19 protein-coding genes are annotated in these 25,941 nt (G+C 61.9%); 10 read left to right on the top strand and 9 right to left on the bottom strand.

Annotated features, from left to right (window positions below):
- Positions 1-55 precede the first annotated feature (55 nt).
- From AC1DLT_RS13645 to AC1DLT_RS13635, 3 genes are read left to right on the top strand one after another with little or no spacing between them, the layout of a single operon-like run.
- On the top strand, positions 56-931 hold the full coding sequence (locus AC1DLT_RS13645; RefSeq protein WP_038543608.1) for an ABC transporter permease: 876 nt from the start codon (positions 56-58) through the stop codon (positions 929-931).
- Positions 928-1,716, top strand: coding sequence for an ABC transporter permease (locus tag AC1DLT_RS13640; protein ID WP_247036267.1), 789 nt, complete (start codon positions 928-930; stop codon positions 1,714-1,716). Before AC1DLT_RS13645 ends, AC1DLT_RS13640 begins: the two co-directional genes overlap by 4 nt.
- A gap of 9 nt (positions 1,717-1,725) precedes the next feature.
- Positions 1,726-2,787, top strand: coding sequence for an ABC transporter ATP-binding protein (locus tag AC1DLT_RS13635; protein WP_477487073.1), 1,062 nt, complete (start codon positions 1,726-1,728; stop codon positions 2,785-2,787).
- 93 nt (positions 2,788-2,880) lie between these two features.
- Here AC1DLT_RS13635 and metH read toward each other — a convergent pair whose 3' ends face one another.
- Positions 2,881-6,654: a methionine synthase gene (metH, locus tag AC1DLT_RS13630; RefSeq protein WP_477487072.1), complete on the bottom strand. Its 3,774-nt coding sequence runs from the start codon at positions 6,652-6,654 to the stop codon at positions 2,881-2,883.
- Positions 6,655-6,847: 193 nt separating this feature from the next.
- On the opposite strand from metH, the gene AC1DLT_RS13625 reads away from it, so the two are divergent.
- Both AC1DLT_RS13625 and AC1DLT_RS13620 read left to right on the top strand, forming a co-directional pair.
- Positions 6,848-8,104: an AGE family epimerase/isomerase gene (locus AC1DLT_RS13625; protein ID WP_477487071.1), complete on the top strand. Its 1,257-nt coding sequence runs from the start codon at positions 6,848-6,850 to the stop codon at positions 8,102-8,104.
- A 93-nt stretch (positions 8,105-8,197) separates the two neighbouring features.
- Positions 8,198-8,692, top strand: coding sequence for an MgtC/SapB family protein (locus AC1DLT_RS13620; RefSeq protein WP_038543616.1), 495 nt, complete (start codon positions 8,198-8,200; stop codon positions 8,690-8,692).
- A 21-nt stretch (positions 8,693-8,713) separates the two neighbouring features.
- Here the strand turns inward: AC1DLT_RS13620 and AC1DLT_RS13615 are convergent, their stop codons facing one another.
- From AC1DLT_RS13615 to AC1DLT_RS13605, 3 genes are all read right to left on the bottom strand, one after another.
- Positions 8,714-11,641, bottom strand: coding sequence for a hybrid sensor histidine kinase/response regulator (locus AC1DLT_RS13615; protein ID WP_477487070.1), 2,928 nt, complete (start codon positions 11,639-11,641; stop codon positions 8,714-8,716).
- A gap of 175 nt (positions 11,642-11,816) precedes the next feature.
- Positions 11,817-14,000: a putative bifunctional diguanylate cyclase/phosphodiesterase gene (locus tag AC1DLT_RS13610; RefSeq protein WP_247036251.1), complete on the bottom strand. Its 2,184-nt coding sequence runs from the start codon at positions 13,998-14,000 to the stop codon at positions 11,817-11,819.
- Positions 14,001-14,215: 215 nt separating this feature from the next.
- Positions 14,216-15,757 (bottom strand): UbiD family decarboxylase, encoded by a 1,542-nt coding sequence (locus AC1DLT_RS13605; RefSeq protein ID WP_477487069.1) that lies wholly within the window; start codon positions 15,755-15,757, stop codon positions 14,216-14,218.
- A 159-nt stretch (positions 15,758-15,916) separates the two neighbouring features.
- Between AC1DLT_RS13605 and AC1DLT_RS13600 the strand changes: the two genes are divergently transcribed.
- From AC1DLT_RS13600 to AC1DLT_RS13580, 5 genes are all read left to right on the top strand, one after another.
- Positions 15,917-16,897, top strand: a complete 981-nt coding sequence (locus tag AC1DLT_RS13600) for a Bug family tripartite tricarboxylate transporter substrate binding protein (protein WP_477487068.1) — start codon at positions 15,917-15,919, stop codon at positions 16,895-16,897.
- Positions 16,898-17,149: 252 nt separating this feature from the next.
- The gene (locus AC1DLT_RS13595; RefSeq protein ID WP_038543626.1) at positions 17,150-18,667 is read left to right on the top strand and encodes a PAS domain-containing sensor histidine kinase; all 1,518 of its coding nucleotides are present in this window, start codon (positions 17,150-17,152) and stop codon (positions 18,665-18,667) included.
- Entirely contained in the window at positions 18,654-19,274 is a 621-nt protein-coding gene (gene fixJ / locus AC1DLT_RS13590) for a response regulator FixJ (protein WP_038543629.1), read from the top strand. Before AC1DLT_RS13595 ends, fixJ begins: the two co-directional genes overlap by 14 nt.
- Before the next feature lie 117 nt (positions 19,275-19,391).
- Positions 19,392-19,742 (top strand): response regulator, encoded by a 351-nt coding sequence (locus AC1DLT_RS13585; protein WP_038549318.1) that lies wholly within the window; start codon positions 19,392-19,394, stop codon positions 19,740-19,742.
- A 117-nt stretch (positions 19,743-19,859) separates the two neighbouring features.
- The gene (locus AC1DLT_RS13580; protein WP_477487067.1) at positions 19,860-20,510 is read left to right on the top strand and encodes a helix-turn-helix domain-containing protein; all 651 of its coding nucleotides are present in this window, start codon (positions 19,860-19,862) and stop codon (positions 20,508-20,510) included.
- A 174-nt stretch (positions 20,511-20,684) separates the two neighbouring features.
- Here the strand turns inward: AC1DLT_RS13580 and AC1DLT_RS13575 are convergent, their stop codons facing one another.
- The 5 genes from AC1DLT_RS13575 to AC1DLT_RS13555 all read right to left on the bottom strand — a co-directional run bounded on the left by AC1DLT_RS13575 (position 20,685) and on the right by AC1DLT_RS13555 (position 25,868).
- Complete coding sequence (locus AC1DLT_RS13575; RefSeq protein ID WP_477487243.1) at positions 20,685-21,422, bottom strand: copper homeostasis protein CutC; 738 nt, start codon at positions 21,420-21,422, stop codon at positions 20,685-20,687.
- A 57-nt stretch (positions 21,423-21,479) separates the two neighbouring features.
- Positions 21,480-22,463: an ROK family protein gene (locus tag AC1DLT_RS13570; RefSeq protein ID WP_477487066.1), complete on the bottom strand. Its 984-nt coding sequence runs from the start codon at positions 22,461-22,463 to the stop codon at positions 21,480-21,482.
- A complete protein-coding gene (locus AC1DLT_RS13565; RefSeq protein WP_477487065.1) occupies positions 22,460-23,326 on the bottom strand; it encodes an ABC transporter permease in 867 nt (288 codons plus the stop codon). The genes AC1DLT_RS13570 and AC1DLT_RS13565 overlap by 4 nt, the downstream gene beginning before the upstream one ends.
- On the bottom strand, positions 23,326-24,246 hold the full coding sequence (locus tag AC1DLT_RS13560; protein WP_477487064.1) for an ABC transporter permease: 921 nt from the start codon (positions 24,244-24,246) through the stop codon (positions 23,326-23,328). The genes AC1DLT_RS13565 and AC1DLT_RS13560 overlap by 1 nt, the downstream gene beginning before the upstream one ends.
- An 86-nt stretch (positions 24,247-24,332) precedes the next feature.
- The gene (locus tag AC1DLT_RS13555) at positions 24,333-25,868 is read right to left on the bottom strand and encodes an ABC transporter substrate-binding protein (RefSeq protein WP_477487063.1); all 1,536 of its coding nucleotides are present in this window, start codon (positions 25,866-25,868) and stop codon (positions 24,333-24,335) included.
- Positions 25,869-25,941: the final 73 nt, after the last annotated feature.

The following is a 25,941-nucleotide window of genomic DNA, read 5'->3' as shown; positions in this document are numbered from 1 at the left end:
TCCCGCGCCGCCCGGCGTGGGAGGTTTCCCGTTTCCCCCTGGATGGCCAGCATTCATGACCACCGCATCCACGTCATTCATCGACCGCCGGACAGTCATCGACTGGCTCGGCATCGTGCCGTTCATGGTATTTGCGCTCGCTTTCCTGATTGTCCCGACGCTCTATCTGATCGTCGGCGCCTTCTTCAATCCGGCGGGCGAATTTACGTTTCAGAATATTGCCGATCTCTTTTCGCCGTCCATCCTCGGCGCCTACTGGATCAGTATCCGGGTATCCGTTGCGTCTGCACTCGGCGGCGCGTTGATCGGCTTCTTCCTCGCCTGGGCGGTTGTGCTCGGCGGCGTGCCGTCCTGGATCCGCTCCAGCCTGCTCACGTTTTCCGGCGTCGCATCGAACTTCGCCGGCGTGCCGCTCGCCTTCGCTTTCCTGGCGACGCTCGGTCGGACCGGTCTGGTCACCGTCTTCATGCGCGACTGGTTCGGCTTCAATCTCTATTCGACGGGGTTCAACCTTCTCTCGTTCTTCGGCCTGACGATCACCTACATGTTCTTCCAGATCCCGCTGATGGTGCTGATCCTGACCCCGGCGCTCGACGGGTTGAAAAAGGAATGGCGCGAGGCATCCGAGATCCTCGGCGCATCCACCTGGCAATATTGGCGCATGGTGGTGTTGCCTATCCTGTGGCCAAGCCTGATGGGCGCCACGCTTCTCCTTTTCGCCAACGCCTTCGGCGCGATCGCAACCGCCTATGCTCTGACCGGGTCCTCGCTCAACATCGTGCCGATCCTGCTCTACGCCCAGATCCGCGGTGACGTGCTGCACAATCCGAACCTCGGCTACGCTTTGGCTCTCGGCATGATCGTCATCACCGGCATTTCCAACATCCTCTACATCTGGCTGCGCACCCGCGCCGAACGGTGGCAGAAATGAAGGCGCACAAGATCTTCGCCTGGCTCGCGATCGCCATCGGTGCCATTTATTTCTTCATACCCCTGATCGGCACGTTCGAGTTCTCGCTGCGCATGCGGCGCGGTGCCTATTCCTTCGACGCCTACCAGTCGGTCTTCACCGACGCGCAGTTCCGCGCCACCTTCGGCTTCTCCATGCTGATGGCGCTGGTGACGATCGTCGTCGGCATGCTGCTCATCGTGCCCACGGCTTATTGGGTACGGCTGCGCCTCCCGCAGATGCGGCCGGTCGTCGAGTTCATCACGCTTCTGCCGCTCGTCATTCCGGCGATCGTCATCGTGTTCGGCTACCTGCGCCTCTACAATTCCTCGTCCTGGATCCCGTTCACCGGCTCCACCCAGGGCACCAATGTCCTGCTGACGTTCTCCTACGTGACCCTGGCGCTTCCCTACATGTACCGCTCGGTCGATACGGCGATGCGGACTATCGACGTGCGGACGCTGACGGAGGCCGCCGAAATTCTCGGCGCCAAATGGCCAACGATCATGTTCCGCTGCATTTTCCCGAACGTCATGTCGGGCGTGCTCTCGGGCGCCTTCATCACCTTTGCGATCGTCATGGGCGAATTCACCATGGCGGCGCTTCTCAACCGTCCGGCCTTCGGTCCCTATCTCCAGCTCGTCGGTGCCAACAAGGCTTACGAACCTTCGGCGCTTGCCGTCATCGCCTTTGCGATCACCTGGCTGTCGATGGGTCTGATCCAGCTCGTTTCCCGCTTCGGCAAATTGTCGCCGTCCAGGCCTTAAGGAATTTTGATGTCGTTCCTCGTTCTCGAAAGTATCAAGAAGAGTTTCGGCCAGACGCAGGTCGTCAAGGACTTCAACATGTCCATCGAGAAGGGCGAGTTCGTTTCCTTTCTCGGACCGTCGGGCTGCGGCAAGACGACGGTGCTGCGCATGATCGCCGGGTTCGAAAGCCCGAGCGACGGTGCGATCTCGATCAACGGCCGGAACCAGAACGCGCTGAAGACCAACCAGCGCAATATCGGCATGGTCTTTCAGGCCTATGCGCTGTTTCCGAACATGAACGTCTTCGACAACGTCGCCTTCGGCTTGAAGGTGGCGGGCAAGTCCAAGACGGAGATCGAAACACGCGTCAAGGAAATGCTGACGCTGATCGGTCTCGACCACCTGGCCGACCGCTATCCCTACCAGATGTCCGGCGGTCAGCAGCAGCGCGTGGCGCTTGCCCGCGCGCTTGCGCCGAAACCGCAGGTCCTGCTGCTCGACGAGCCGCTGTCGGCGCTCGATGCCAAGATCCGTGTTTCATTGCGCGAAGAAATCCGTGAAATCCAGCGCCGGCTCGGCATCACCACCGTCTTCGTGACGCACGATCAGGAAGAGGCCCTGTCGATCTCCGACCGCGTCGTCGTCATGAATGCCGGCCGCGCCGACCAGATCGGCACCCCGTCGGAAATCTACAATCGCCCGACCACCCGTTTCGTCGCCTCCTTCGTCGGCACGCTCAACATCATCGAGGCGACCGTCGTCGATCCGGCGGCCAACACGGTGAAGGTCGGCGAAAACACGATCAGGCTGAGGGAATCGATCGGCGCCCTGAAAGGCGGCGACAAGCTGTCGATCGCCCTGCGCCCGGAAGCGGGTTCGCTGCTGGAAAATGCCAAGGGCGATACCTCGCTGACCGGCCAGGTGATCTCCTCGCATTTCCTGGGCTCGGTCATCCGCACCAAGCTTGATGTCGGCGGAAACCAGATTTCCTTCGACATGTTCAATTCGCCGGACGCAGTCCTGCCGCAGCCGGGAGAAACCCTTGCGTTGCGCTTCAACGCCCACGATTTCCTGATCATCCGCGACTGATTGCAGATAAATCGGAGGGCTGACGGCCCGCAGACGAAAACGGCATCCTCGCGGATGCCGTCTTGCATCTAAGCAATGTCAGACGGCCCTTCTTCAGGCCGCGTCGTCGACAGCATCCTGACCGGACACCGGCACGTAGTTGAGGACAGGACCGAGCCAGCGCTCGATCTCCTCGATCGACATGCCCTTGCGCTTGGCATAGTCCTCGACCTGATCGCGCTCGACCTTCGCCACCCCGAAATAATAGGATGCCGGATGGCCGATATAGAGGCCGGAGACCGATGAGCCGGGCCACATCGCGTAGCTTTCCGTCAGAACGACGCCGGTCGCCTCTTCCGCGTCGAGCAACCGGAACAGGGTCGCCTTTTCCGTATGGTCGGGCTGGGCCGGATAACCCGGCGCCGGGCGGATGCCGTGATAGGCCTCGGTGATCAGCTCGTCCGCCGAGAACGTCTCGTCCGGCGCATAACCCCAGAATTCCTTGCGGACCTGTTCGTGCATGCATTCGGCGAAGGCTTCGGCGAAGCGATCGGCCAGCGCCTTGACGAGGATCGACGAATAATCGTCGTTCGCCCGCTCGAACCGCTCGGCGATCGCCACTTCCTCGATACCGGCCGTGACGACGAAACCGCCGACATAGTCGTCGAGACCTGTCGCAACCGGGGCGACGAAATCCGACAGCGCGACGTTCGGACGACCGTCCCGCTTCGAAAGCTGCTGACGCAGTGTGAAGAAGGTCGCCAGTTCCTCGTTGCGGCTTTCATCGGTGTAAACGCGGATGTCGTCACCGACCGCATTGGCCGGCCAGAAGCCGATCACCGCCCGCGGCCGGAACCATTTTTCGGCAATGATCTTGTCGAGCATCGCCTGCGCATCGGCATAAAGCTGGCGCGCCGCCTCGCCCTGTTTCTCGTCTTCGAGGATCGCCGGGAAACGGCCCTTCAGTTCCCAGGTCTGGAAGAACGGCGTCCAGTCGATATATTTCGCCAGTTCCGCCAGGTCATAGGTCTCGAACACTTTCGTTCCGGTGAACTGCGGCTTCTTGGGCTGGTAGGACGACCAGTCGACCTTCTCGGCATTGTCGCGGGCACGGCCGATCGGCAGGCGGGTTTTTTCCGCTTCCGCGCGTGCGTGTGCCGCGGCAACCTTGGCATATTCCGCCTGCACCGTGCTGATATAGCTCGGCTTTCCGTCTTCGGACAGAAGCGCGGACACGACGCCGACCGCGCGGCTGGCATCGGTCACGTAGATCGCCTGGCCGCGATCATAGCGCGGATGGATCTTCACGGCCGTATGGACGCGGCTGGTCGTCGCCCCGCCGATCAGCAGTGGAATATCGAACCCCTGGCGCTCCATTTCCGACGCCACATGTACCATCTCGTCGAGCGACGGGGTGATCAAGCCGGAAAGCCCGATGATGTCGACCTTCTCGGCAATCGCCGTTTCCAGGATCTTCGTCGCCGGCACCATCACGCCGAGATCGATGATCTCGTAATTGTTGCAGGCGAGCACGACGCCGACGATGTTCTTGCCGATATCGTGGACGTCGCCCTTGACGGTCGCCATCAGCACCTTGCCGGCGGACTTTTTCTGATCGCCGCCATTGAGGCGCTTCTCCTCTTCCATATAGGGCAGAAGCACGGCGACGGCCTGCTTCATGACGCGGGCGGACTTCACCACCTGCGGCAGGAACATCTTTCCGGATCCGAACAAGTCGCCGACCACGTTCATGCCGGCCATCAGCGGACCCTCGATCACATGCAGAGGCCGCTCAGCATTCTGGCGCGCCTCCTCGGTATCGCCCTCGATGAACTCGTTGATGCCGTTGACGAGCGCATGCGAAAGGCGCTTCTCCACTGGCCATTCACGCCAGGCGAGGTCTCTCTCCTTGGCTTCCTTGGCCCCGGTTCCGCGATAACGCTCGGCGAGTTCGAGCATCCGTTCCGTCGCATCGTCGCGACGGTTGAGCACGACGTCCTCGCAGGCGTCGCGCAGTTCCGGATCGATGTTCTCGTAGATCGCCAGCTGGCCGGCATTGACGATGCCCATGTCCATGCCCGCCTGGATGGCGTGGTAGAGGAACACGGCATGCATCGCCTCACGCACCGGCTCGTTGCCGCGGAACGAGAAGGACAGGTTGGAGACACCGCCAGAGATATGCACCAGCGGCATGCGCTCGCGGATGGTCTTGGTCGCCTGGATGAAGGCGAGACCGTAGCTGTTATGCTCCTCGATACCCGTCGCCACCGCAAAGACGTTGGGGTCGAAGATGATGTCTTCCGGCGGGAAATCCGCCTCTTCGGTTAGGAGCTTGTAGGCGCGTTCGCAGATCGCCACCTTGCGCTCGTAGGTATCTGCCTGGCCCTGCTCGTCGAAGGCCATGACCACGACGGCAGCACCATAATTGCGCAGCAGCTTGGCCTGGGCGATAAATTTTTCCTCGCCCTCCTTCATGGAGATCGAGTTGACGACCGGCTTGCCCTGCACGCATTTCAGGCCCGCTTCCATGATCTCGAACTTCGAGGAGTCGAGCATGATCGGCACCCGAGCGATATCCGGCTCGGCGGCGATCAGGTTGACGAATTCGACCATCGCCCGCTGCGAGTCGATCAGGCCTTCGTCCATGTTGATGTCGATGACCGAAGCGCCGTTTTCCACCTGGTCGCGGGCAATGGCCAGCGCCGCGGTAAAATCGCCTGCGGTAATCAGTTTACGGAATTTCGCCGAACCGGTGACATTGGTGCGCTCGCCGACATTGACGAAGGGGATGTCCTTGGTGAACTCGAAGGGTTCCAGGCCCGCCAGCGACATGAACGGCCGGTGCTCAGGCACTTCGCGCGGCTTGTGCGGCGCCACCGCTTCGGCAATCGCGCGGATATGCTCCGGCGTCGAACCGCAGCAGCCGCCGACGACGTTGACCAGGCCTTCCGCCGCAAACCCTTCGATCTGGCGAGCCATGTCTTCCGGCGATTCGTCGTAGCCGCCGAACGAATTCGGCAGGCCGGCATTCGGATATGCGGAGATGAACGTGTCGGCGACGCCCGACAGTTCCTGCAGGTGCGGCCGCATCGCATCGGCGCCGAGCGCGCAGTTGAGGCCGACGGTGAAGGGCTTGGAATGACGGATGGAGGACCAGAAGGCCGACGGCGTCTGACCAGACAACGTGCGGCCGGAAAGGTCGGTGATCGTGCCCGAAATCATCACCGGCAGGCGGATGCCCTTTGCCTCGAACCGCTCGGCGCAGGCGAAGATCGCCGCCTTGGCGTTCAGCGTATCGAAGATCGTCTCGATCAGGATGATGTCGGCGCCGCCGTCGATCAGCCCGTCGAGCTGTTCACCATAGGCGAGCCGGAGATCATCGAATGTCACCGCCCGGTAACCGGGATTATTGACGTCGGGCGAGATCGAGGCCGTGCGATTGGTCGGGCCGATGGCGCCGGCGACGAAACGGCGACGACCGTCTTCCTTCTGCGCCCGAAATGCCGCGCGCTTCGCCAGCCGCGCGCCGTCGCGGTTGAGGTCGTAGACCGCGTTTTCCATCTGGTAGTCGGCCTGGGCGATACGGGTCGACGAGAACGTGTTGGTCTCGATGATGTCGGCGCCTGCCTTGGCATAACGGTAATGGATATCCTCGACCGCCTGCGGCTGCGACAGGATCAGGAGGTCGTTATTGCCCTGCTGATGGCAGGCGCAACCGGCAAACCGCTCACCGCGAAAATGCCCCTCGTCGAAACCGAGCCCCTGGATTTCGGTGCCCATCGCGCCATCGATGATCAGGATGCGCTCGCGCGCAGCCGCCTTGAGTGCCGCCAGAATCTCTGCGCCATCGCGAGCGGCGGCTTCGGCACCAAAGAGTTCGTCGAACATAGCACAGCCCTTCATCGTTTCGATTTCGTTCAATAACCGCATAAAGATATGTTTATGTCAATATATAACCTTCCAGAAGTGTCATATGAGTATGCGCGCAATAATCGATTTGATAAGAGCGATGACAGGCAACTCGCGGGGCGCTATAGGCGTTCTGATCCCACTGCCCCGCCACAGCGATTCCGAGGTTTTCATGAGCGACACGCGTCAGACAGAAGCCAACTGGGCGAGCCTTCCCTATCATCGTCGGTGGCTCCTCGATCAGGCGGACGGACTCTTTGATTTCTTTCAGGTCCGGGCAATGAACCCGAAGGGCGGCTTCTTTGATCTCGACGACCAGGGCTCACCGATTGGCGGCGCCAATCCGACCCGGGGCATTCATGCATCGGCGCGCATGGTCCACTGTTTTTCGATCGGCCACCTGCTTGGCCGGCCGGGCTCCGGCGATATCGTCGACCACGGCATGCGCACCCTCTGGGAGCGCCATCGCGACACGGAATATGGCGGCTATTTCTGGCAGGTCAATGATGACGGCGCGGCTGATCCCGCCAAGCAGGGTTACGGCCATGCCTTCGTGCTACTCGCCGCCGCCTCTGCCAAGGTCATCGGCCATCCGCTCGCCGACCGGATGCTGGCCGATATAACCGAGGTCCTCGAAACCAGGTTCTGGGAACCGCGCCATGGCGCGATCGCGGAAGAATTCAACCGTGACTGGTCGCCGATCGATGGCGGCAGCTATCGCGGCCAGAACTCCAACATGCACCTGACCGAAGCGTTGATGGCCGCATACGAGGCGACCGGCGAGAAGGCCTATCTCGAGAAGGCGACGAGCATTGCCGACCTCGTCATCCGCCGTTCTGCCGGCAGCGTCGGTTTCCGCGTTGCCGAACATTTCGATGCCGAATGGACGATCGACAAGGACTATTACCATCCCGACGAGATGTTCCGCCCCGCCGGCACCACACCCGGCCATTGGCTGGAATGGTCGCGCCTCTTGCTGCAACTCTGGACGCTCGGGGATAAAAAGCACGGCTGGATGCCGGACGCGGCAAAATCGCTGTTCGTCCAGTCCATGTCACTGGGCTGGGACAGCCAAAAGGGCGGCTTCTTCTACACGCTCGACTGGAGCGACAAGCCCGCCAAGACCAACAAGCTCTGGTGGCCGATGTGCGAAGCGGCCGGTGCCGCGCATTTCCTCAACGAGCACCTGCCGGCCGACAATTTCTACGAGGACAGCTATAGGCGGATCTGGGGTACGATCGCCAACCGCTTCATCGATCACAAAAACGGCGGCTGGCACGAGGAACTGACCGAGGACCTCGTCCCGGCCCACACTCTTTTCCCCGGCAAGGGCGATATCTACCACGCCCTGCAGGCCTGCCTCATCCCGCTCTTTCAGGCAAACGGCAGCCTGACGAAGGTCATCGTCGAGGCCGAAGGGCGTCTCTGAGGCTTTCGCGCCAGCGTCCAGCGCTGACGGAACCATATAGGCCTGCGTCAGTTTCCGGTGTTACATCACAGGTAACATCGGGATATTGCGACCATGCTCAACGTTCTCGCGGAGGAGTTTTCGCACGAGGCGCCCGTTGCGATCGAAGTGCTTCTGGTGAGGCTGGTCGGCGCGGCGTTTCTCTGCGGTCTGATCGGCCTTGAGCGCGAGTTGCGCAAGAATTCCGCCGGCCTGCGCACCAACATGCTGATCGGCCTCGCATCTGCCGTCTTCACGCTGGTCGGCCTGCAGATCATGCATGAGTTCGGCAACCAGCCCAATACCGTCCGGATCGACCCGATCCGGCTCATCGAGGCCGTCACCGCCGGAATTGCCTTCCTTGCCGCCGGCGTCGTTTTCCAGATGCGCGGCGATGTGAAGGGCCTGACGACCGGCGCCAGCATGTGGCTGTCCGGTGCGATCGGGCTCTGCGTCGGCCTCGGCATGTGGATCGTCGCAGCAGCCGCGACCAGCGCCGGCATCGTCATCCTCTGGCTGCTGCGCAAAACCGAAGTGGCCGCGGGTATGAAGGACGAAGATAACGGCTGACCCGCAAAAGACGAATGCGGCTCAGCCGCCCGGCCGTGGCGTCACCATCGACCGTATGCGGGTCGTCAGCAGCTCGTAGTCGTAAGGCTTGGTGATCAGCGCCGTCTGGCCGAGCTCCTCCGATCCCGGCACGTTGCGGTCGCCGGTGGCAAAGATCACCGGCAGATCGGCAAGCGTTTCGCGCAATTTCAAGGCAAGTTGCAAGCCACTCATTTCCGGCAGATGCACATCGGTGACGAGGATGTCGATCGTCTGGCTGCCGCCTGCGGCAAGCGCTTCGGCTGCCGATCCCGCCTCGACCACGGTCATGCCGGCATCCTGCAGGAAATCCGCAGTCGAGATGCGGATCAGCGCCTCGTCCTCGACCAGCAGAACCGCGATCGGCAGATCCGGCGCCGATGGCTGCTCGACGGCAGGCAGAACCGGAGTTATCTCGGGAGAGCCTTCAGGCAAGCCCGGCGACGGAGCCTGCCGGCTCTGGTCGATCACCTGGCGGATTTTTCGGGCGAGCGCCTCCCGCGTATAGGGTTTGCTCAGCAGGTTGACCCCCGGATCGAGCCGCCCACCGTGGACAATCGAATTTTCGGTATAACCCGAGGTGAACAGCACCCCGAGATGCGGCAGCCGCTCCTTGGCCCGCTTGGCGAGATCGCTGCTCTTCAACCGCCCCGGCATCACCACATCCGTGAACAGGCAGTCGATCGGCACGCCGCTTTCGACGATCGCAAGCCCGCTGTCGGCGTCCTTGGCCCGCAGGACCCGATAACCGAGTTCGGCGAGCAGGCTGACGGTGATTTCCCGCACCGCTTCGTCGTCCTCGACGACCAGGATCGTCTCATCGCCGCCCAAGGCCGCACCACTGGCATTTTCGCCAACCAAATCCTCTTCCTCCATCGATCGCGGAAGATATATCCGCACGGTGGTGCCGTTGCCCGGCTCGCTGTAGATCCTGATATGGCCGCCCGACTGTTTGACGAAGCCATAGACCATGGAAAGGCCAAGCCCTGTCCCCTTGCCTTCCGGCTTGGTGGTGAAGAAGGGATCGAAGACCTTGTCCAGAATGTCGGCCGTCATGCCCGTACCCGTATCGGTGACCGCCAGCATCACATATTTCCCGACCTCCATGTCGAACGCGTGCCGCGCATATTCGTCGTCGAGATAGACATTGCCGAGTTCGATCGTCAGCTTGCCCTGCCCGTTCATCGCATCGCGTGCATTGATGGCGAGATTGAGGAGGGCGTTCTCGACATTGCTTGGATCGACCAACGTATTCCACAGTCCGCTGCCAACAATCGTGTCGATCTCGATCGCTTCGCCGAGACTGCGCCTCAGAAGATGATCCATCTCGCGGATCAGGCGGCTCAGATTGATCACCTTCGGCGAAAGCGGCTGGCGGCGGCCGAAGGCGAGAAGCTGCGAGGCAAGCCGGGCGCCGCGCGACGCCCCTGCAAGCGCGCTGTTCAACCGTCTTTCGGCAACTTCATTGCCCGCGAACTCCCGTCCGAGAAGCTGGAGATTGCCGGTGATCACCTGCAGGAGATTGTTGAAATCGTGGGCGATGCCGCCGGCGAGATTGCCGATCGCCTCCATCTTCTGGCTTTGGCGAAGCACTTCCTGCGTCCGCTCGAGCTCGATCGTTCTTTCCTCGACCCGGTGGCCGAGGGTTTCTGCGAGGCTGGAAAGCTCCGATTCGGTCTGTTTCTGCTCGTCGATATCGGTATTGGTAGCGACCCAGAGGGTGATTTCGCCTTCGGCATTCTTGATCGGTACCGCGCGACTGATGAACCAGCGATAGACGCCGTCGTGGCGGCGCAGGCGGATCTCCGTCTCAAGACGGCCCCCGACGCGGATCGCTTCTCCCCAGGCCGCGGCGATCCGGGGCGAATCGTCCGGATGCAGCATGTCGGAGCGACGCTCCCTGTCGAAATAGAAGGATTCCAGGCCGCTATAGGTAAAAATCTGGTCGTTGCACCACTGCATCCGGCCATCCGGCGTCGCCGTCCACACATGCGTCGGCAACGACTGGGCAAGCGTGCGGAAACGGTCCTCGTTTTCGCGGGCCGCCTCCTGCGCGCGGCGAAGCTCCGTAACGTCATGGCCCTGCACGAAAATGCCGTTGACCATGCCGTCGCGATCACGGATCGGCTGGTAGACGAAATCGAGAAACCGCTCTTCCGGCTGAACGCTTTCAGAGGGCTGGAGAACGACGCGCGCGCCATAGGCGCTATAGGGCGTACCCGTCCGGTAAACCTCGTCGAGCAGCTCGTAAAAGCCCTGGCCGGCAATATCCGGCAGAGCCTCGCGCACCGTCTTGCCGATCAGGTCCTCACGGCCGACGATCGCCCGGTAGGACCTGTTGACGATCGAGAAAACATGCTCCGGACCGCGCAGCACCGCCATGAAGCCGGGCGCCTGCTCGAACAGCATGCGCAGATATTCCCGTTCCTCGCCGAGCGCGACATTCTCTCCCTGCACGGCATCGGCCCGGCGCATCAGGTCGGTGTGAACCTTCAAGCCGCCGTCGCTCGCGGACCGGTTGCGTAGCAGATGAAGTTCAGTCACATCCACTGTATGCTGCAGGATGAAGATCGGCTGCCCCGCCTCGTCCTTGATCGGCGTATGGGTGGCACTCCAATAACGATCCACGAGCTCCCCGTCGGGGCCCGGGATCGGATAGGGAATGAGCGGCAGGTGATCCACCTCACCAGTGGAAAGGACCTTGGCGAACGATTGGCGCAGAAGCCGGCCCGGGACAGACGCCGACTCGCTCGGAAACGCATCGAACATGTTGCGGCCGAGAAGCTCTTGACGGCTACGCCCCGTCACCGCCAGATAAGCGTCGTTCATCCCGACAAGCCGCAACTCCCGGTCGAGGATGACATAGGGGTTGGGTGCGAGATTGAACAACTGATTCAGATCTATTTCGGAAAGCTCCGTCAGTCTGAACATGCGCCGTCCCTGATGCCAAATGCATCATCAGGTTATAGAGTTTCCGCGATTGTTGACAATTGAAATCAGGCCCGTCCCGGAAATCTCCCATGGGATTGTCGCGACCGCCAAAGGATACTCATGTCCCGGCTTGACGTCCGGTTTTGGCACCGGCCCTTGCGCGGATCATGCCGGATTACTTGATCCGGATACGCTGCTTTTCGATCGGTTGGACGAAGAGCCGGGCAACCTCTTCGGCCGGCATCGCCTTGCCGTAACGATAGCCCTGCCCCGCCTCGCAGCCCATCAGGCGAAGCGCCGCCTCCTGCTCCTCGGTCTCGATACCCTCGGCAATCGTCTTCAGCCCCAGTTCCTTGCTGAGCATGATCAGCGCCCGGGTGATGGCGGCGTCGCGCGGCTTGGTCAGGAGGTCCCGGACGAAGCCCATGTCGATCTTGAGCGTCGTCAGCGGATAGCGCTGCAGCGAACCGAGCGAAGCATAGCCCGTGCCGAAATCGTCGAAAGCAATGCCGACGCCGAGTTCGCTCAGCGCCTGAATCGACTCGAGCGACTGATCGTCGTCGTTGAGCGTGACCGTTTCGGTGATCTCGATCTCCAGGAGCCTCGGATCGAGGGCGTAGCGCGCGATCAGGTCGATGACGCTGCGCGCCAGATCGCCGGCGCGAACCTGCGCGGGAAACAGATTGATGCCCATCTTGATCGGCGGATAACCGGCTGCATTCCAGGCGGCCATCTGGCGACCGGCCTCGTCAAGCACCCATAAGCCGACGTCGAGCGCGATCGAACTCTGCTCCAGGGCCGGAAGGAAGGCAGCGGGCGGCAGGAGACCGCGTTCGGGATGCTGCCAGCGTATCAATGCTTCGACGCCGAACACCTCGCCGGTCTCGATGGTCACCTGCGGTTGATAATGCAGCACGAGCTCGTGCCTGTTCAAAGCCCGCAGCAATTCGTCCCGGAGCGTTCGCCTTGCCAGGGTCTCGTTGCGCATCGACTGTTCGAACATGCGCACGACGCGGCCGCCGGCCTGTTTGGCCCGATAGAGCGCGAAATCGGCGCTGGCGATCAGTTCCTCCGCATCCGAACCATGATTGGGAGCGAGCGAAAAACCGACGCTCGCCCCGACACGGAACGTGTGCCCGGCAACCTCGAACGGTATCTTGAAAGCCTCGATGACCGCATTTGCGGTCTTCTGGGCGACAAGGGGATCGCCTGTTCCGGGAATGAGAATGGCAAACTCGTCGCCGCCGAACCGGGATACGGTGACGTTACGGTCAAGAACCGCCGGCAATCTTACACCGATCGCCTGCAGCAGGGAGTCGCCGACGCCGTGCCCCAACCGATCGTTGACGTCCTTGAAGCCGTCAAGATCGAAGAGCAGCACGGCAAGCGGCCGCTTGCGCGCCAGTTCCTCGCGCAGAAGGTCCTCGAAACGAGGCCGATTGCATAGGCCAGTGAGCGTATCCTGGCTTGCCAGCCTCAGGAGCCGGACGTCGCGGTCGCGGCGTTCGGATATGTCTTTGATGATGGCGCCCACGCCGACGCCGCGCTGATCGTGCCAGATCGAAAGGGCCATCTCGATCGGAAACTCCGTACCATCCTTGCGGCGAGCCGACACCTCGACGGTCTTGCCCTTGAGTTTGGAATTGCCGCCCGCGGCCACGCGCGCGAGACCGGCATTGTGGGCCGCGCGGAATCGCTCCGGCACGATCATATCGAGCGAGCTGCCGATCATCTCCTCCCGTCCGAAACCGAACATGTCGAGCGCCGCCTGGTTGACGAATTCAATCCGGCCGGTGGGATCGACGGTAACCAGCGAAAGATCGGTCGCATTCGCAAAGTTGGCAGCCGTCGCCTGCGGTATGCCCTCGCGACGCAATTCCATGTGCTCCATGACCATGGCCGCAAGGCCCGCGAGCGTCCGCCTTTCCCGCTCGGAAAAGCTTTCGCGCACCTGCGTGTCGGCGATGCACAGCGCTCCGATCCGAAAACCGTCCGGCGAGACCAGCGGCGCTCCGGCGTAAAACCGGATGAAGGGTTCGCCGGTGACGATCGGCAGGCTGGAGAACCGTGCGTCGTGCCGCGCGTCGGACACCACGAGAACATCATCCGTGCGGATCGTGTGATCGCAAAAGGATTCGGATCGGTGGGTCTCCTCGATATCGAGACCGGAACAGGCTTTGAACCATTGCCGATCCTCTTCGATCAGCGTCACGAAAGCCATGCGCGTGGAAAAAAGCTCCGAGGCAAAACGGCAGATGCGATCAAAACGGTTTTCGGGCCCGGAACCCGCAATACGGTAACTTGCCAGAGCGTCGAGCCGTCTGCGCTCTGCAATATCGATGCTGTCGACGTGGGACATCTCTGCTCCGGAGGCGGGCGGTAGTACCGCACCATAGAAATCCATCCATTAGAGAAAGCATAACGAGGTGCCCCCAAGAAATGAATGGTGTTTGGCCGGGGCCTCACCCGTTTAACGGGATGGAAGAGAGCTTTTTCGACTTAAAATGAAAAACCTTCCGGATTTGCACCCGGAAGGTCGTTTCGATTAGGCACAGTGCCCGGAAATGGAACAACTTATAGGGGAAGGTAGTAACGGCCCCGCTCGTCGCGCTCCAGTCCCCTGGAGCGGAAGGTGTCGAGTTCGCGGACGACTTCGCGACCGTCGCGACTGCCGACCGCCGCCATCAGCTCCTCGAAATGCTTTGCGCCGTCCTTCAGAGCCGCTTCGAGCGAGGGGAAACGCTTGCCGGGATAGGACGGGGCCTGCGGCGTGACGAGCTCCCAGTTCTGGGCATGCTGCATCGGCCAGGTGAGATCGTAGCCGGCCTTGGCACCGGAACGGGAGCCGTGAAGCGACGGATCGAGCGGCGACAGCCGAACACCGGTTGCGATCACCAGATCCCGGTCGGCCTGGAAACGGGTGCCGAACGCCCATTCCATCTGGCTGTCGTCGAAAATGTCGATATCCGGATCGACGACAAAGACGTTCTTGACGCCGACGGCGCCGAGAACGGCGTAGAGCGCCGAACGGGCCTCGCCCGGATAGGTCTGGCGGATCGAGAAGCGCATGCTCATCGATCCACCGGCGGCGACCGGCGCGTAGACGGCAATCGGCTGGCGCACCACATCGCCGAGCGTCTTCCAGACGTTCATCTCCATGCGCAGCGCCTCGAGGTTGGACGTATCGGTGAAGTCCATGCGATTGCCGGAGATGGTCGCCGTCTGGAACAGCGCATCCTTGCGATGGGTGATCGCGGTCACATGGAAGACCGGGTTGGTCTTCACGACGCCGTAGTAGCCGAGATATTCGCCATACGGGCCTTCCTTCTCCACATAACCGCGCTCGTCGAAATAACCTTCGATGACCATTTCCGCATCGGCCGGGACCATGATGTCGCTGGTCACGCATTTGACGACCGGCAGCGGCGCGCCGCGGAGCGACGAGATCAGCTCCAGCTCGTCCACCGGTTCCTTCATGGTGGCGGACACCATGTCGATCGGGTGGCAGCCGACCACATAGGCAACATTCAGCCGCTCGCCGCGCCCGGACGCGGCCATGTACATGACGCGCAGGTCGCTCGGCGCGATCAGGTCGACGCCGGCTTCCTGCGGGCCGCGCAGCATCAGCCGGCGCATGCCGCAATTGTAGCGGCCGTCCTTCGGGTCGATCGTGTAGTCGATCGTCGCGGAAATGTAGGGCGCGCCGTCGAGCGCGTGTTGCACGTGGACCGGCAGCTTGAGGAGATCGGCATCAGCGCCTGTCAACACGACCTGCTGCACGGGCGCTTCGCCGCCGGAAAGCTTCACCAATTCCGGCTTCAGCGACAGGCGGCGGCGCATCTCGAGCGCCACCTCGCCGGCCGGCACGCCGAAAGCCTTGGCGAGACGGGAACGGCTTCCGACCACGTTGCCGACCAATTGCTGGCCTTCCGGGCCGGTATTCTTGAACCAGACGGCCTTCGGGTTGTTCTGCAGGATCGCCGCGACATCGGCCAGATCGACCTTCTCCTCACGGATATCGAGCTCGTCCGCGCTCAGGCTCTCGACGAAATTCCTCAACCGGAAACGGTCGAGATCAAGTGCGGCGGCGGATTGAGTTGTCGTATTGACGGTCATTTTGTCCTCTCCCGAAAACGCGTTTCTGCGTGGGATGTTTTCTAGCCAGAACAGTTGATTAAATCAAATATAATTATACAATGTTGTATCAGGTCGCATCGGGGAGGTGCGATCGGCCAGTGTCGACTGCAAGACCGGGTCATCCATGGGAGGGAATTCATGCAGACTATCACACGTCGTTTCGTGCTTGCCGCATCGGTCGCCGTTGCCGGCTGCGCCTTCGGGCTTTCGCCGGCCGCGGCCCAGACTAATTACCCAAATCAGACCATCAGCATGATCTGTGCGTTCCCGGCGGGCAGCGGCGCCGACGTGATCGTCCGCTTTTTCGCCGAAAAGATCGCCAAGGTCTCGGGCGCCACCATCATCGTCGAAAACAAGCCCGGCGCCGGCGGCAATATTGCCGGCCAGTACGTCACGCGCTCCAAGCCGGACGGCTATACGATCTTCTTCCATACCGGCAGCGCCGTCGCCGGCAACATGCACATGTTCAAGACGCCGCCCTTCGACGTGGTGAAGGACCTGCAGGTCGCAGCCACCGTCAACAAGCAGCCGCACATGATCGCCGTTCCGGTATCGAGCCCGATCAAGACCATGAAGGAACTGACCGAATACCTGAAGAAGGAAGGCTCCAACGCGAGCTACGCCATCAACAACACGTCGGGCAAGGTTCTCGCCGCCATCTACAAGCAGGAAGCCGGCCTCGACACGGTCGAAGTCGCCTACAAGAGCAGCGCCGATTCGATGAACGACATTTTGAGCGGTGCGATGGCCTTTGCCGCCCAGGATCCCGTCTTCTCCCTGTCGCAGCTTCGCGAAGGCCGCTACCGCCTGCTGGCGGTCAGTTCCGCCAAGCGCATTCCGGGCGCTCCCGACGTTCCGACCATGACGGAATCCGGCTACCCGATGGACCAAGTCGGCTGGTTCGCGATGATGGTCCCCTCGGCGACACCGAAGGATATCGTCGACAAGATCAATGGCTGGACCAGGCAGGTTCTCGCCCAGGAAGACGTCAAGAAATTCGTGACCGACCAGGGCGGCGACGTGTTCGTCTCGACACCGGAAGAAGGCCAGGAATACCTGAAAAAGGAAGTCGCGGCCTGGGCCGACTACGTCAAAATCGCCAATATCCCGCAACAGTGAAGAATCGGGCCTCCGGCTCCACCCTGTCGGCCCCCACGGCACCGCTTCCGACCTGCGCGGGCACCCGCCCGCGTTTTCACACCGGACATAAGAAACCACGCAAAACTATATGTTTTTTAGGTCACGACGGTTTCCGCCGTTGGACGCCGCATCCGCGCTCATGCTAGAACCAGTTTAAGGACAGGCTGTCAGGTTTCATATGCACAAGGGAATGGGGTTCCTCCTGCAGACGATCGGCTTCGGATAAGCATCATGGCTTCCAAGACGTTCGCCGAAAAGAAGGATGACTATATTCAGTCTTTCTTGAGCCGTCGGTTTTCAGCCGCGGAAGTCTATTTTATTGCGACCATCTGCGTGCTGGTTGCGTTTGCGCTGCGCTTCTCGCTGCACGGCGTTCTTGACGACAAGGCGCCCTTCACATTCTTCATTCCGCCGATCCTCGTTGCCGCCCTTATCGGCGGCATGCGGGCCTCGCTTTTCACCGTGCTGCTTTCTGTTCTGGCAGCCTACGTGATCAAGGAGCTGACGCCGCGGGGGGCCAATTTCACGGAAATGGCGATGATCGGCATCGTCGGCGTGGTGATCGCGCTGCTCGGCGAAATACTTCACTCTGCCCGCAAGGCGATCGGAAAAGCCCAGGCGAAGGCCGACTCCCGCGAAGCGCATCTTCGCTCCGTGCTCGACACGGTTCTCGATGCCAGCATCGTCAGCACAAGGGACGGCACGATCGTCTCCTTCAATGCCGCAGCAATCCGCCAGTTCGGCTATAGCGAGGATGAGGTGGTCGGCCAGAACCTGCGCATGCTGATGCCGGAACCCTACCACCGCGAACACGACGGCTACATGGAAAGGTATCTGAGGACTGGTGAAAGGCGGATCATCGGCATGGACCGCGTGGTCGTCGGACGACGCAAGGACGGCTCGACCTTCCCGATGAAGCTTGCAGTCGGAGAGACCCATACGGGCGGAGAAACCTTCTTCACCGGCTTCGTGCGGGACCTGACCGAACGCGAGGAATCGGCTGCACGCCTGCAGGAGATCCAGGGGGAACTCGCGCGCCTCGCCCGCCTCAACGAAATGGGCGAAATGGCATCCACCCTCGCCCACGAACTGAACCAGCCGCTCTCGGCGATTGCCAATTATGTGCACGGCTGCGCGCGCCTTCTGCGCGACATGGACGAAGCCGTCGCGGTGCGCATGCGCGAAGCTTTGGAAGAGACGGCGCATCAGTCGCTCCGGGCCGGCCAGATCATAAAGCATCTCAGGGAATTCGTGACCAAGGGCGAGACGGAAAAGGCGCCGGAGAACATCCGCCGTCTGGTCGAGGAAGCCGGCGCTCTGGCGTTGGTCGGCTCGCGCGAAAAAGGCGTCCGCGCGATCTTCGAATTCGCGCAAGGGCCGGAAATGGTCACCGTCGACCGCATCCAGGTTCAGCAGGTGCTCACCAACCTGATGCGCAACGCCATCGAGGCGATGCGCGACAGCCAGCGGCGGGAACTGGTCATCCGCACGCTCCAGGAAAACGAAGACATGATCCAGGTGATCGTCCAGGATACCGGCCCCGGCATTCCCGAAGAGATCGCCGGCCAGCTTTTCAAACCCTTCATCACCACCAAGGCCGGCGGCATGGGGATAGGGCTTTCGATTTCCAAGCGCATCGTCGAAGCGCATGGCGGCGAGATGACGGTGACGCGCAACGCGGCCGGAGGAGCGACGTTCCGTTTCACACTCCCGATCGACAAGGAGGAACGCGAAAATGCAGACGGGTGACTACACGATCCATATCGTCGACGACGAAGAGCCGGTCAGAAAGTCCCTCGCCTTCATGCTGACCATGAATGGCTTTGCCGTGCGCATGCATGAAACCGCCTCGTCTTTCCTGCAGTTCGCGCCGAGCGTCAGGAACGGTGTTTTGGTCACCGACCTCAGGATGCCGGATATGACCGGCGTCGAGCTGATCCGCAAGCTGACCTCCAGCCGCGCCGGCATTCCGTCGATCGTCATCACCGGCCATGGCGACGTGCCGATGGCAGTGGAGGCGATGAAGGCGGGCGCCATCGACTTCATCGAAAAACCTTTCGGCGACACGGTCATCATCGAAGCGATCCAGCGGGCCGCCGAGCTGCTGTCGGACAAAACGCTCGATACCGACGACCTGGCCGAGGTTCAGACACGGCTTGAAAGCCTGAGCGATCGGGAGAGGCAGGTGTTGGCCGCCGTGGTTGCCGGTCTGCCGAACAAGTCGATCGCCTACGATCTCGACATAAGCCCTCGCACCGTCGAGGTGCATCGCGCCAACGTCATGAGCAAGATGAAGGCGAAAAGCTTGCCACAGCTCGTTCGCATGGCAATGGCTGCCGGTTTCGGTCCCAATTGATGGCCCCTAAAATTTATTGAAACTTTCTTGATCTATCGCAAAGCGCAGGTCCCCCCGCAGGCACTAGATGTCTCCCTTCAGCAGCTCTCCGGCTGCCCCACCCGCGCGGGAAATTCGGTGTTATCACAAGCGAGAACCATAATTGTCATCGCGCCCGATCTCGGTCTCAGGCAGTCGTTGACATTCGCACTGGAGGTGGAGGGTTATCACGTCGAGGCTCACGAATCCTGGCGCAAGGGCACCATCACCGCCGGCCAGACGCTTTGCATGATCATCGACGATCAGGTGCTGCGTGCTTCGAGCGACGCGCTGCAGCGTCTGCTCCAGTCGGGCGAGGCCGTGATCCTGCTTACCGACGGCATGTCTCCGTCCATCGAAGACGAGCTCGGCCCGATCCAGAGCCTCACCAAACCGTTCAACGGGGCCGATCTCCTGGGTCTCGTCAAGGACCTTGCGCTGACAGCCTGAGCCGCGTTGGCTGCCGTTTTCCCGCCTGCCCTACGTAAATCCCCCTAGTGATACAACCCAATTTTCCCCCTGCACGTCTTCTGGCATCTTGAGACTACAGCAAGGGGAGACGTGAAGATGCACACCGCAGCCGCTCATGCCACGAAATTGGAGCTCACCAAGAGCCAGATCGTGATCGCACCCCAGACCGCGGGTCTCTTCCGGGCCAATTCTGTGACGACCTTCAATGCCGGCGCGGAAATCTATGCCCCCGGCGATAAGGCAGGAACATTCTATCACGTCGAATTCGGTGCCGTGCGGATCCACCGCCTGTTGTCGGACGGAAGGAGGCAGGTCATTGCCTTCCATCTGGCCGGAGAAACTTTCGGGTTCGAGGCTGACCGGACCCATAGTTTCTTCGCCGAAGCCATCGCTCCGACCGGGCTGCGCCCCATCAGCCGCGCCGCCAACGACCAGGCCTTGCCGGAACTGCTTGCTCTGGCGCTGCGCGGCATGCTGCGCGCCCAGGAACATATCATGATGATCGGCCGCCAGACGGCGGTGGAACGGATTGCCGGTTTTCTCGTCGACATGGCGGAACGCCAGGGCGGGCTCGAACATTTCGACATACCCATGACCCGGCTTGATATAGCCGACTATTTAGGCCTGACGATCGAAACGGTGTCGCGCGTTTTCGCAAAACTCCGTACGGCTGGCCTTATCAAACTGCGGAGCATTCGTTGCATCGAAATCAAAAAGCACGAAGCACTCCGCAGCCTCTGCGCATGACAGTGAATGAAAGTGCATAGCAGTGCATGAGCGGACGGTGGCGGCCGTCCGCTGACCATGGAAGTGCATATCTCCTCAATTTCGTAACATCCTCCCTCACTGCTAAGCGGCAGGTCATCGTCCCCCGGCGACCTGCCGCAAAGTCGTGCCCGCCGACCGGCGGACACCTGAGCATCAGTCCCGCGCCACTTCCAATTCATCGAGCAAATCGCGCATCTTCCGGACGATCTCGCTGCTCGTCTCATGGGAAACAGGCGCCTGGAAACCGAAGGAAATCGCACGTTCGTCCTTGCTTTCGACGGGCCGCCGGCAAGAGCTGTGGACCTCCTGCACGCCGGTTTCGCGCACCACCCGTTCGACGGTTGACAGATTGATGCCGCCGCCGGGCATGATCGACACCCTGTCTCCCGCCCGCTCGACAAGCATCTTCAACATCTCGATCCCGTCAGGGCCGCTGACTTTGAGGCCGGAGGTCAGGACACGCTCGACGCCGAGATCGATCGCCTGCTCCAGCGCCTCGAACGGATCGGGCACCAGATCGAAGGCGCGATGCAGCGTTACGCCGAGGCCCTGCGCATGCGTCATCAGCCGCTTGAGCAAGGGCATGTCGAGCGTCATGTCCGGGCGGCTTGCGCCGATCACGACACCCGCAAGACCCGCCGCCTGCACCGCATCGATATCGGCCATCATCGCTGCCTCGTTGTCGGCGTCGTAGACGAACCTGCCGGCGCGGGGCCGGATGATCGCATAAACCGGGATCGGCGCCTTGGCGGCAAGCGCGATCATGCCGGGCGGCGGCGTCAGCCCGCCGACATCGAGTGCAGCGCAGAGTTCGATGCGGTCGGCGCCGCCGGCGATGGCGGCCGCGAGACCTTCGGGACTATCGACGCAGACTTCGAGCAGGATGGACAGGATCAGTCTCCTTGATGACCGGCACTCTCGTAACAGCAGGCGCCCCTGAAAGGTACTCTAGTGACCTTGAACGGCACTCTGATGGCCAAGCACGGCCGCGCCGACCAGCCCGCCATCCTCCTGCCGGAGCGCCGGTGTCACCAGCGGGTGATCGAAACGGTTGAGGATACGCTTGCGCACCGCCCGGTCCAGCGCATCGATGAGCGGCGTGACCGAGGCAAGCCCACCCCCGACCGGCACGATCGAGGCGCCGGTGACATTGACCGACAGCGCCAGCGGATCGGCGATCAGTTCGAGATAAACGGCAACGGTCCTAGCTGCCCTCGCCTCGTCCGCCTGCCAGTCTTCGAGGATCCGATAACTCGTCTCCTCGCAGCCATGCAGGAAATGATGCAGCCGCTCGATGCCGCGCGCGCCGCCGATCGTGTCGACGCAGCCGGACTGGCCGCAGCCGCAGGAAAAGCGCGGAATATGAAGCGCCTCGCCATCGAGTTCGACACTGGTGTTGAGGATCGGGCCATGGCCCCATTCACCGGTGACGCCGCCAGCACCACGCACCAGCCGTCCGTCGATCGCAAGCCCTCCACCGATGCCGGTCCCCATGATGGCGCAGAAAACCACCGAATGACCACGTCCAACACCCTCGTTAGCTTCGGCAAGCGTCAGGCAGTCAGCGTCATTGGCTGCCAGCACCGGTCGTCCGAGGATGGCAGACAGTTCGTCGCCGATCCGCCGCCCGGTGATACAGGGAATATTGGCCGAGGTCGCAACTCCGGTCCGAGGATCGATGAGACCGGCGACCGACAGCGCCAGCGGCGAACCGGGATCGCCCGATTGCGCATTACGCTCGATGAGCCCCGAGAGAGAGACTGCAAGATCGTCCCAATTCGCGGCCGGCGTCGCCACCTTGTCGAGCGGCACCAGCGCACCCGGCGCCGGCGAGACCGCGAATTTCATGAACGACCCGCCGATATCGACGCAGAAGACCGGCTTTGCCGGCCCGATCCGGCCTGTCGTGCGGGGTGTACCGGCAATGCTCATTTGCGCGGATCCAGCAGGTCGCGCAGGCCATCGCCGAGAATGTTGAAGCCGAGCACGGTGATCATGATCGCCAGCCCCGGAAACAGCGACATCCAGATGTTGAGGCCGAGATAGTTGCGGCCGTCGCTCATCATCGCGCCCCACTCGGGAAGCGGCGGCTGGGCGCCGAGGCCGAGGAACGACAGGCTTGCCGCCGACAGGATGACCGTGCCGGCGGTCAGCGTCGACTGCACGATGATCGGCCCGATCGCGTTGCGCAGGATATAATGGCTCATGATGCGGCGGCGCGAGATGCCGAGCGAGACGGCGGCTTCGACATAGTCCATGAGCTTCAGGCCCAGCGTCAGGTTTCGGCTGAGCCGGGCGTAGACCGGCACGGAGAAAATGGCAATGGCGATCAAAAGGTTGATCAGGCTCGAGCCGAGCACGCTGACGATCAGGATGGCGAGCACGATGCCCGGAAAGGCAAACAGGATGTCCATCGTCCACATGATCGCCTGGTCGACATAACGACCGCTCATGCCCGACAGGATGCCAAGCGGCACGCCGACCAGCACGGCAAGGCCAACGGCCAGGACCACTTCAAGCAGTGATATGCGGGCCCCGAAAATGACGCGGGCGAAAATGTCGCGGCCATTGTCGTCAGTGCCGAACGGATGCGCCAGTGACGGCGGCTCCATGGTCGCCAGCAGATCCTGCATATAAGGGTCGGCCGGCGCGATCAACGGCGCGAAAATGGCCGCAAGAACGATGACGCCGATCAGCAGGCCACCCAGCGTGATGCTGCGATGCGTCGCCATCCAGCGGAGCCCCCGGAGAAACGCCGGCCGGCGCGGTACGATATCGGTGTCAACGGACGCCATCAGTCGAACCTTATCTTGGGGTTGAGGATAGCGATCAGCAGTTCCGCGAGGAAATTCATCATCACCACGCCGGTGACCGCCACCAGCGTCACACCCTGGATCACCGGATAATCGCGATAACGCACCGCATCGACGAGGAAACGCCCGATGCCGGGCCAATTGAAAACGGATTCGGTGACCACCGCACCACCCATCAGGCTGCCGAAATTCAGGCCGACAATGGTGATGATCGGCAGCAGCGCGTTGCGCAGCGCATGGCTCCAGTAGATCTTGCTGGGCGCCACGCCCTTGGCATAAGCCGTGCGGATATAATCCTGGCTCATCACCTCGATCATGCTGGAGCGCGTCATGCGGGCGATGACGGCCGTCGGCAGTACCGCAAGCGTGATCGACGGCAGGATGAAGCTCTTCCACGAGCTGGCGCCGAGCAATGGCAGCCAGCCGAGCTGGACCGAAAACGTATTCATCGCCATCAGCGCCAGCCAGAAATTGGCGATAGAGGCGCCGGCAATCGCAAGAATCATGACGAACTGGTCGGGCCAGCCGTGCCGGTAGATCGCCGCGATCATCCCGGCCGGCACGCCGATGCCGATGGCAATCAGATAGGCGGTGATCGCGAGCCCGATCGTGAACGGCAGGCGCTCGGCGATTTCGGCGACGACCGGCAATTTGGACTTGATAGACGTGCCGAGGTCGCCCCTCACCGCCCCATAGGCAAACGAGGCATATTGCGCCGGCAGGCTGCGGTCGAGGCCGAGCCGGACGGTCATGTTGTCGACCGCCTCCTGCGTCGCTTCCGGTCCGGCCATCAGCCGGGCCGGATCGCCCGGTAGCGCGCGGATGGCCACGAAGACCAGCAGCGATACGCCGACCAGGATCAACGGCAGAGCCAGCAATTTCTTGAGGATATAGGCTTTCATGCGCCTGTCCTGGAGCCCGGTTTCCCGGCCCCATGTTTCATAAAAGGAAACGGCGGACGGAATTCTCCATCCGCCGTGTTTTCATATTACTTCTTGGCATCCTTGACGACGATCAGGCCGCCGGGGATGACCCAGGCACCCTTGACGCCGGCGCGCGTCGCAAACAGGTCCTGCTTGGTATAGAGCAGAACATGCGGAGCCTGGTCGTTCACTTGTCTCTGGGCGTCGACATAGATCGCGTTGCGCGCCTTTTCGTCGAGCGTCGAAGCTGCCTTGTCGATCAATTCATCGAGCTTGGCATCGGAGAAGAAGCCGAGGTTGGCACCGGCCGGCGACGCGCTCTTCGTGTAGTAGAGCGGGCGGAACTGCAGGTCGGCGCCGTTGACGCCGGACGACCACGAAGCGATCGATGAACCGATATTGTCCTTCTCCTTGCCGGCCGGATCCTGGAAGGCCGCCTTCGACCAGACGCCGCCTTCCATCTTGCGCACGTCCAGCTTGACGCCGGCCTTGGCCCACATCGCCTGTAGCAGTTCGCCGATGCGCGATTCCTGCTCCTGCACGATGGTCGACATCGCGAAACCGTCCGGATAACCGGCCTCCTTCAGGAGCTGCTTGGCCTTCTCGATATTGTACGGATAGGGATTGAGCGTCTTGTCATAGCCGGGAGTGACCGGTGCGAGCGGCGAGTTGGCCGGCGTCGCATAACCGTTCATGAACGCCTTGACGAGGCCCTCGCGGTCGGTCGCATAGTTCAGCGCCTGGCGGACGCGCACGTCGTCGAGCGGCTTCAGCTTGGTGTTGAGCGAGACCCAGAACACCGCCGACCCGTCGGTCGTCGAGAGCTTCATCTCAGGGTTCGCCTTGACCTGCGCGGCAAAGGCGGCCGGGAACGGGTTGATGACGTCGGCGTCACCGGTCTGCAGCGCCATGTTCATCACCGAAGGCTCGGCCGTCCAGGTCCACTTGATCTGGTCTTCGCCCTTCGGCGCGCCGCCCCACCAGTCGGTGTTCTTGGCCTGGATCACGTATTCGCCGGACTTGTATTCCTGCAGCTTGTAGGGGCCGGTGCCGACGGCCTTGGAACCGACCGTGCCGGCGGCGTCGGCAGTCGGGCTGACCATCAGGCAGGGGCCGGTCGTCAAAAGCGCGATGAAGGCCGGATACTGGGTCTTCAGCTTGAACTGAACGGTCATCGGGTCGACGGCGGTAACGCCTTCGAGGAAGGTGCGCAACCGGCCGCTGGCGGCAAGGCCGCGCTTGGTGTCGAGGTGACGGGTGAAATTCTTGACCACGGCGTCAGCATCGAAGGCCGTGCCGTCATGGAACTTGACGCCCGGACGCAGCTTGAAGGTCCAGACCAGACCGGAAGCGTCGGCCGACCACTCGGTGGCAAGCGCAGGCTTCAGCGACAGATCGGGATCGCGCTTGACGAGGCCTTCATACATCGGGTCGAGCAGGGCTGCGGTATAGGTCGCGGTCTGGTCGCCGGGATCCATGGAGCGTGGGGCCTCGGTCTGCATCACGTTGAGCGTCGCGGCGCTTGCCGCAACCGGAAACACGAGGCTGCCCGCAACCGCGCAGGCGAGCGCGAAATGGCGACTTTTCAAGAACATGGTCATGGTCGTTCACCCTTGGTTTTGTTGACACGAGGGCGGTCATTGCCGCCTTAGATCATTTTTATAATTTATTGGC

It is taken from the genome of Neorhizobium sp. 05N33, from assembly GCF_056397445.1.
Note: the sequence above shows the minus strand (reverse complement) of the source record. Positions and strands in the feature narration are given on the sequence as shown.

Bases quoted from the DNA above. Each gene is read 5' to 3' on its own strand.
- AC1DLT_RS13645 (WP_038543608.1), top strand. From the start codon at position 56: ATGACCACCGCATCCACGTCATTCATCGACCGCCGGACAGTCATCGAC.
- AC1DLT_RS13640 (WP_247036267.1), top strand. From the start codon at position 928: ATGAAGGCGCACAAGATCTTCGCCTGGCTCGCGATCGCCATCGGTGCC.
- AC1DLT_RS13635 (WP_477487073.1), top strand. From the start codon at position 1,726: ATGTCGTTCCTCGTTCTCGAAAGTATCAAGAAGAGTTTCGGCCAGACG.
- metH (WP_477487072.1), bottom strand. From the start codon at position 6,654: ATGTTCGACGAACTCTTTGGTGCCGAAGCCGCCGCTCGCGATGGCGCA.
- AC1DLT_RS13625 (WP_477487071.1), top strand. From the start codon at position 6,848: ATGAGCGACACGCGTCAGACAGAAGCCAACTGGGCGAGCCTTCCCTAT.
- AC1DLT_RS13620 (WP_038543616.1), top strand. From the start codon at position 8,198: ATGCTCAACGTTCTCGCGGAGGAGTTTTCGCACGAGGCGCCCGTTGCG.
- AC1DLT_RS13615 (WP_477487070.1), bottom strand. From the start codon at position 11,641: ATGTTCAGACTGACGGAGCTTTCCGAAATAGATCTGAATCAGTTGTTC.
- AC1DLT_RS13610 (WP_247036251.1), bottom strand. From the start codon at position 14,000: ATGTCCCACGTCGACAGCATCGATATTGCAGAGCGCAGACGGCTCGAC.
- AC1DLT_RS13605 (WP_477487069.1), bottom strand. From the start codon at position 15,757: ATGACCGTCAATACGACAACTCAATCCGCCGCCGCACTTGATCTCGAC.
- AC1DLT_RS13600 (WP_477487068.1), top strand. From the start codon at position 15,917: ATGCAGACTATCACACGTCGTTTCGTGCTTGCCGCATCGGTCGCCGTT.
- AC1DLT_RS13595 (WP_038543626.1), top strand. From the start codon at position 17,150: ATGGCTTCCAAGACGTTCGCCGAAAAGAAGGATGACTATATTCAGTCT.
- fixJ (WP_038543629.1), top strand. From the start codon at position 18,654: ATGCAGACGGGTGACTACACGATCCATATCGTCGACGACGAAGAGCCG.
- AC1DLT_RS13580 (WP_477487067.1), top strand. From the start codon at position 19,860: ATGCACACCGCAGCCGCTCATGCCACGAAATTGGAGCTCACCAAGAGC.
- AC1DLT_RS13570 (WP_477487066.1), bottom strand. From the start codon at position 22,463: ATGAGCATTGCCGGTACACCCCGCACGACAGGCCGGATCGGGCCGGCA.
- AC1DLT_RS13565 (WP_477487065.1), bottom strand. From the start codon at position 23,326: ATGGCGTCCGTTGACACCGATATCGTACCGCGCCGGCCGGCGTTTCTC.
- AC1DLT_RS13560 (WP_477487064.1), bottom strand. From the start codon at position 24,246: ATGAAAGCCTATATCCTCAAGAAATTGCTGGCTCTGCCGTTGATCCTG.
- AC1DLT_RS13555 (WP_477487063.1), bottom strand. From the start codon at position 25,868: ATGACCATGTTCTTGAAAAGTCGCCATTTCGCGCTCGCCTGCGCGGTT.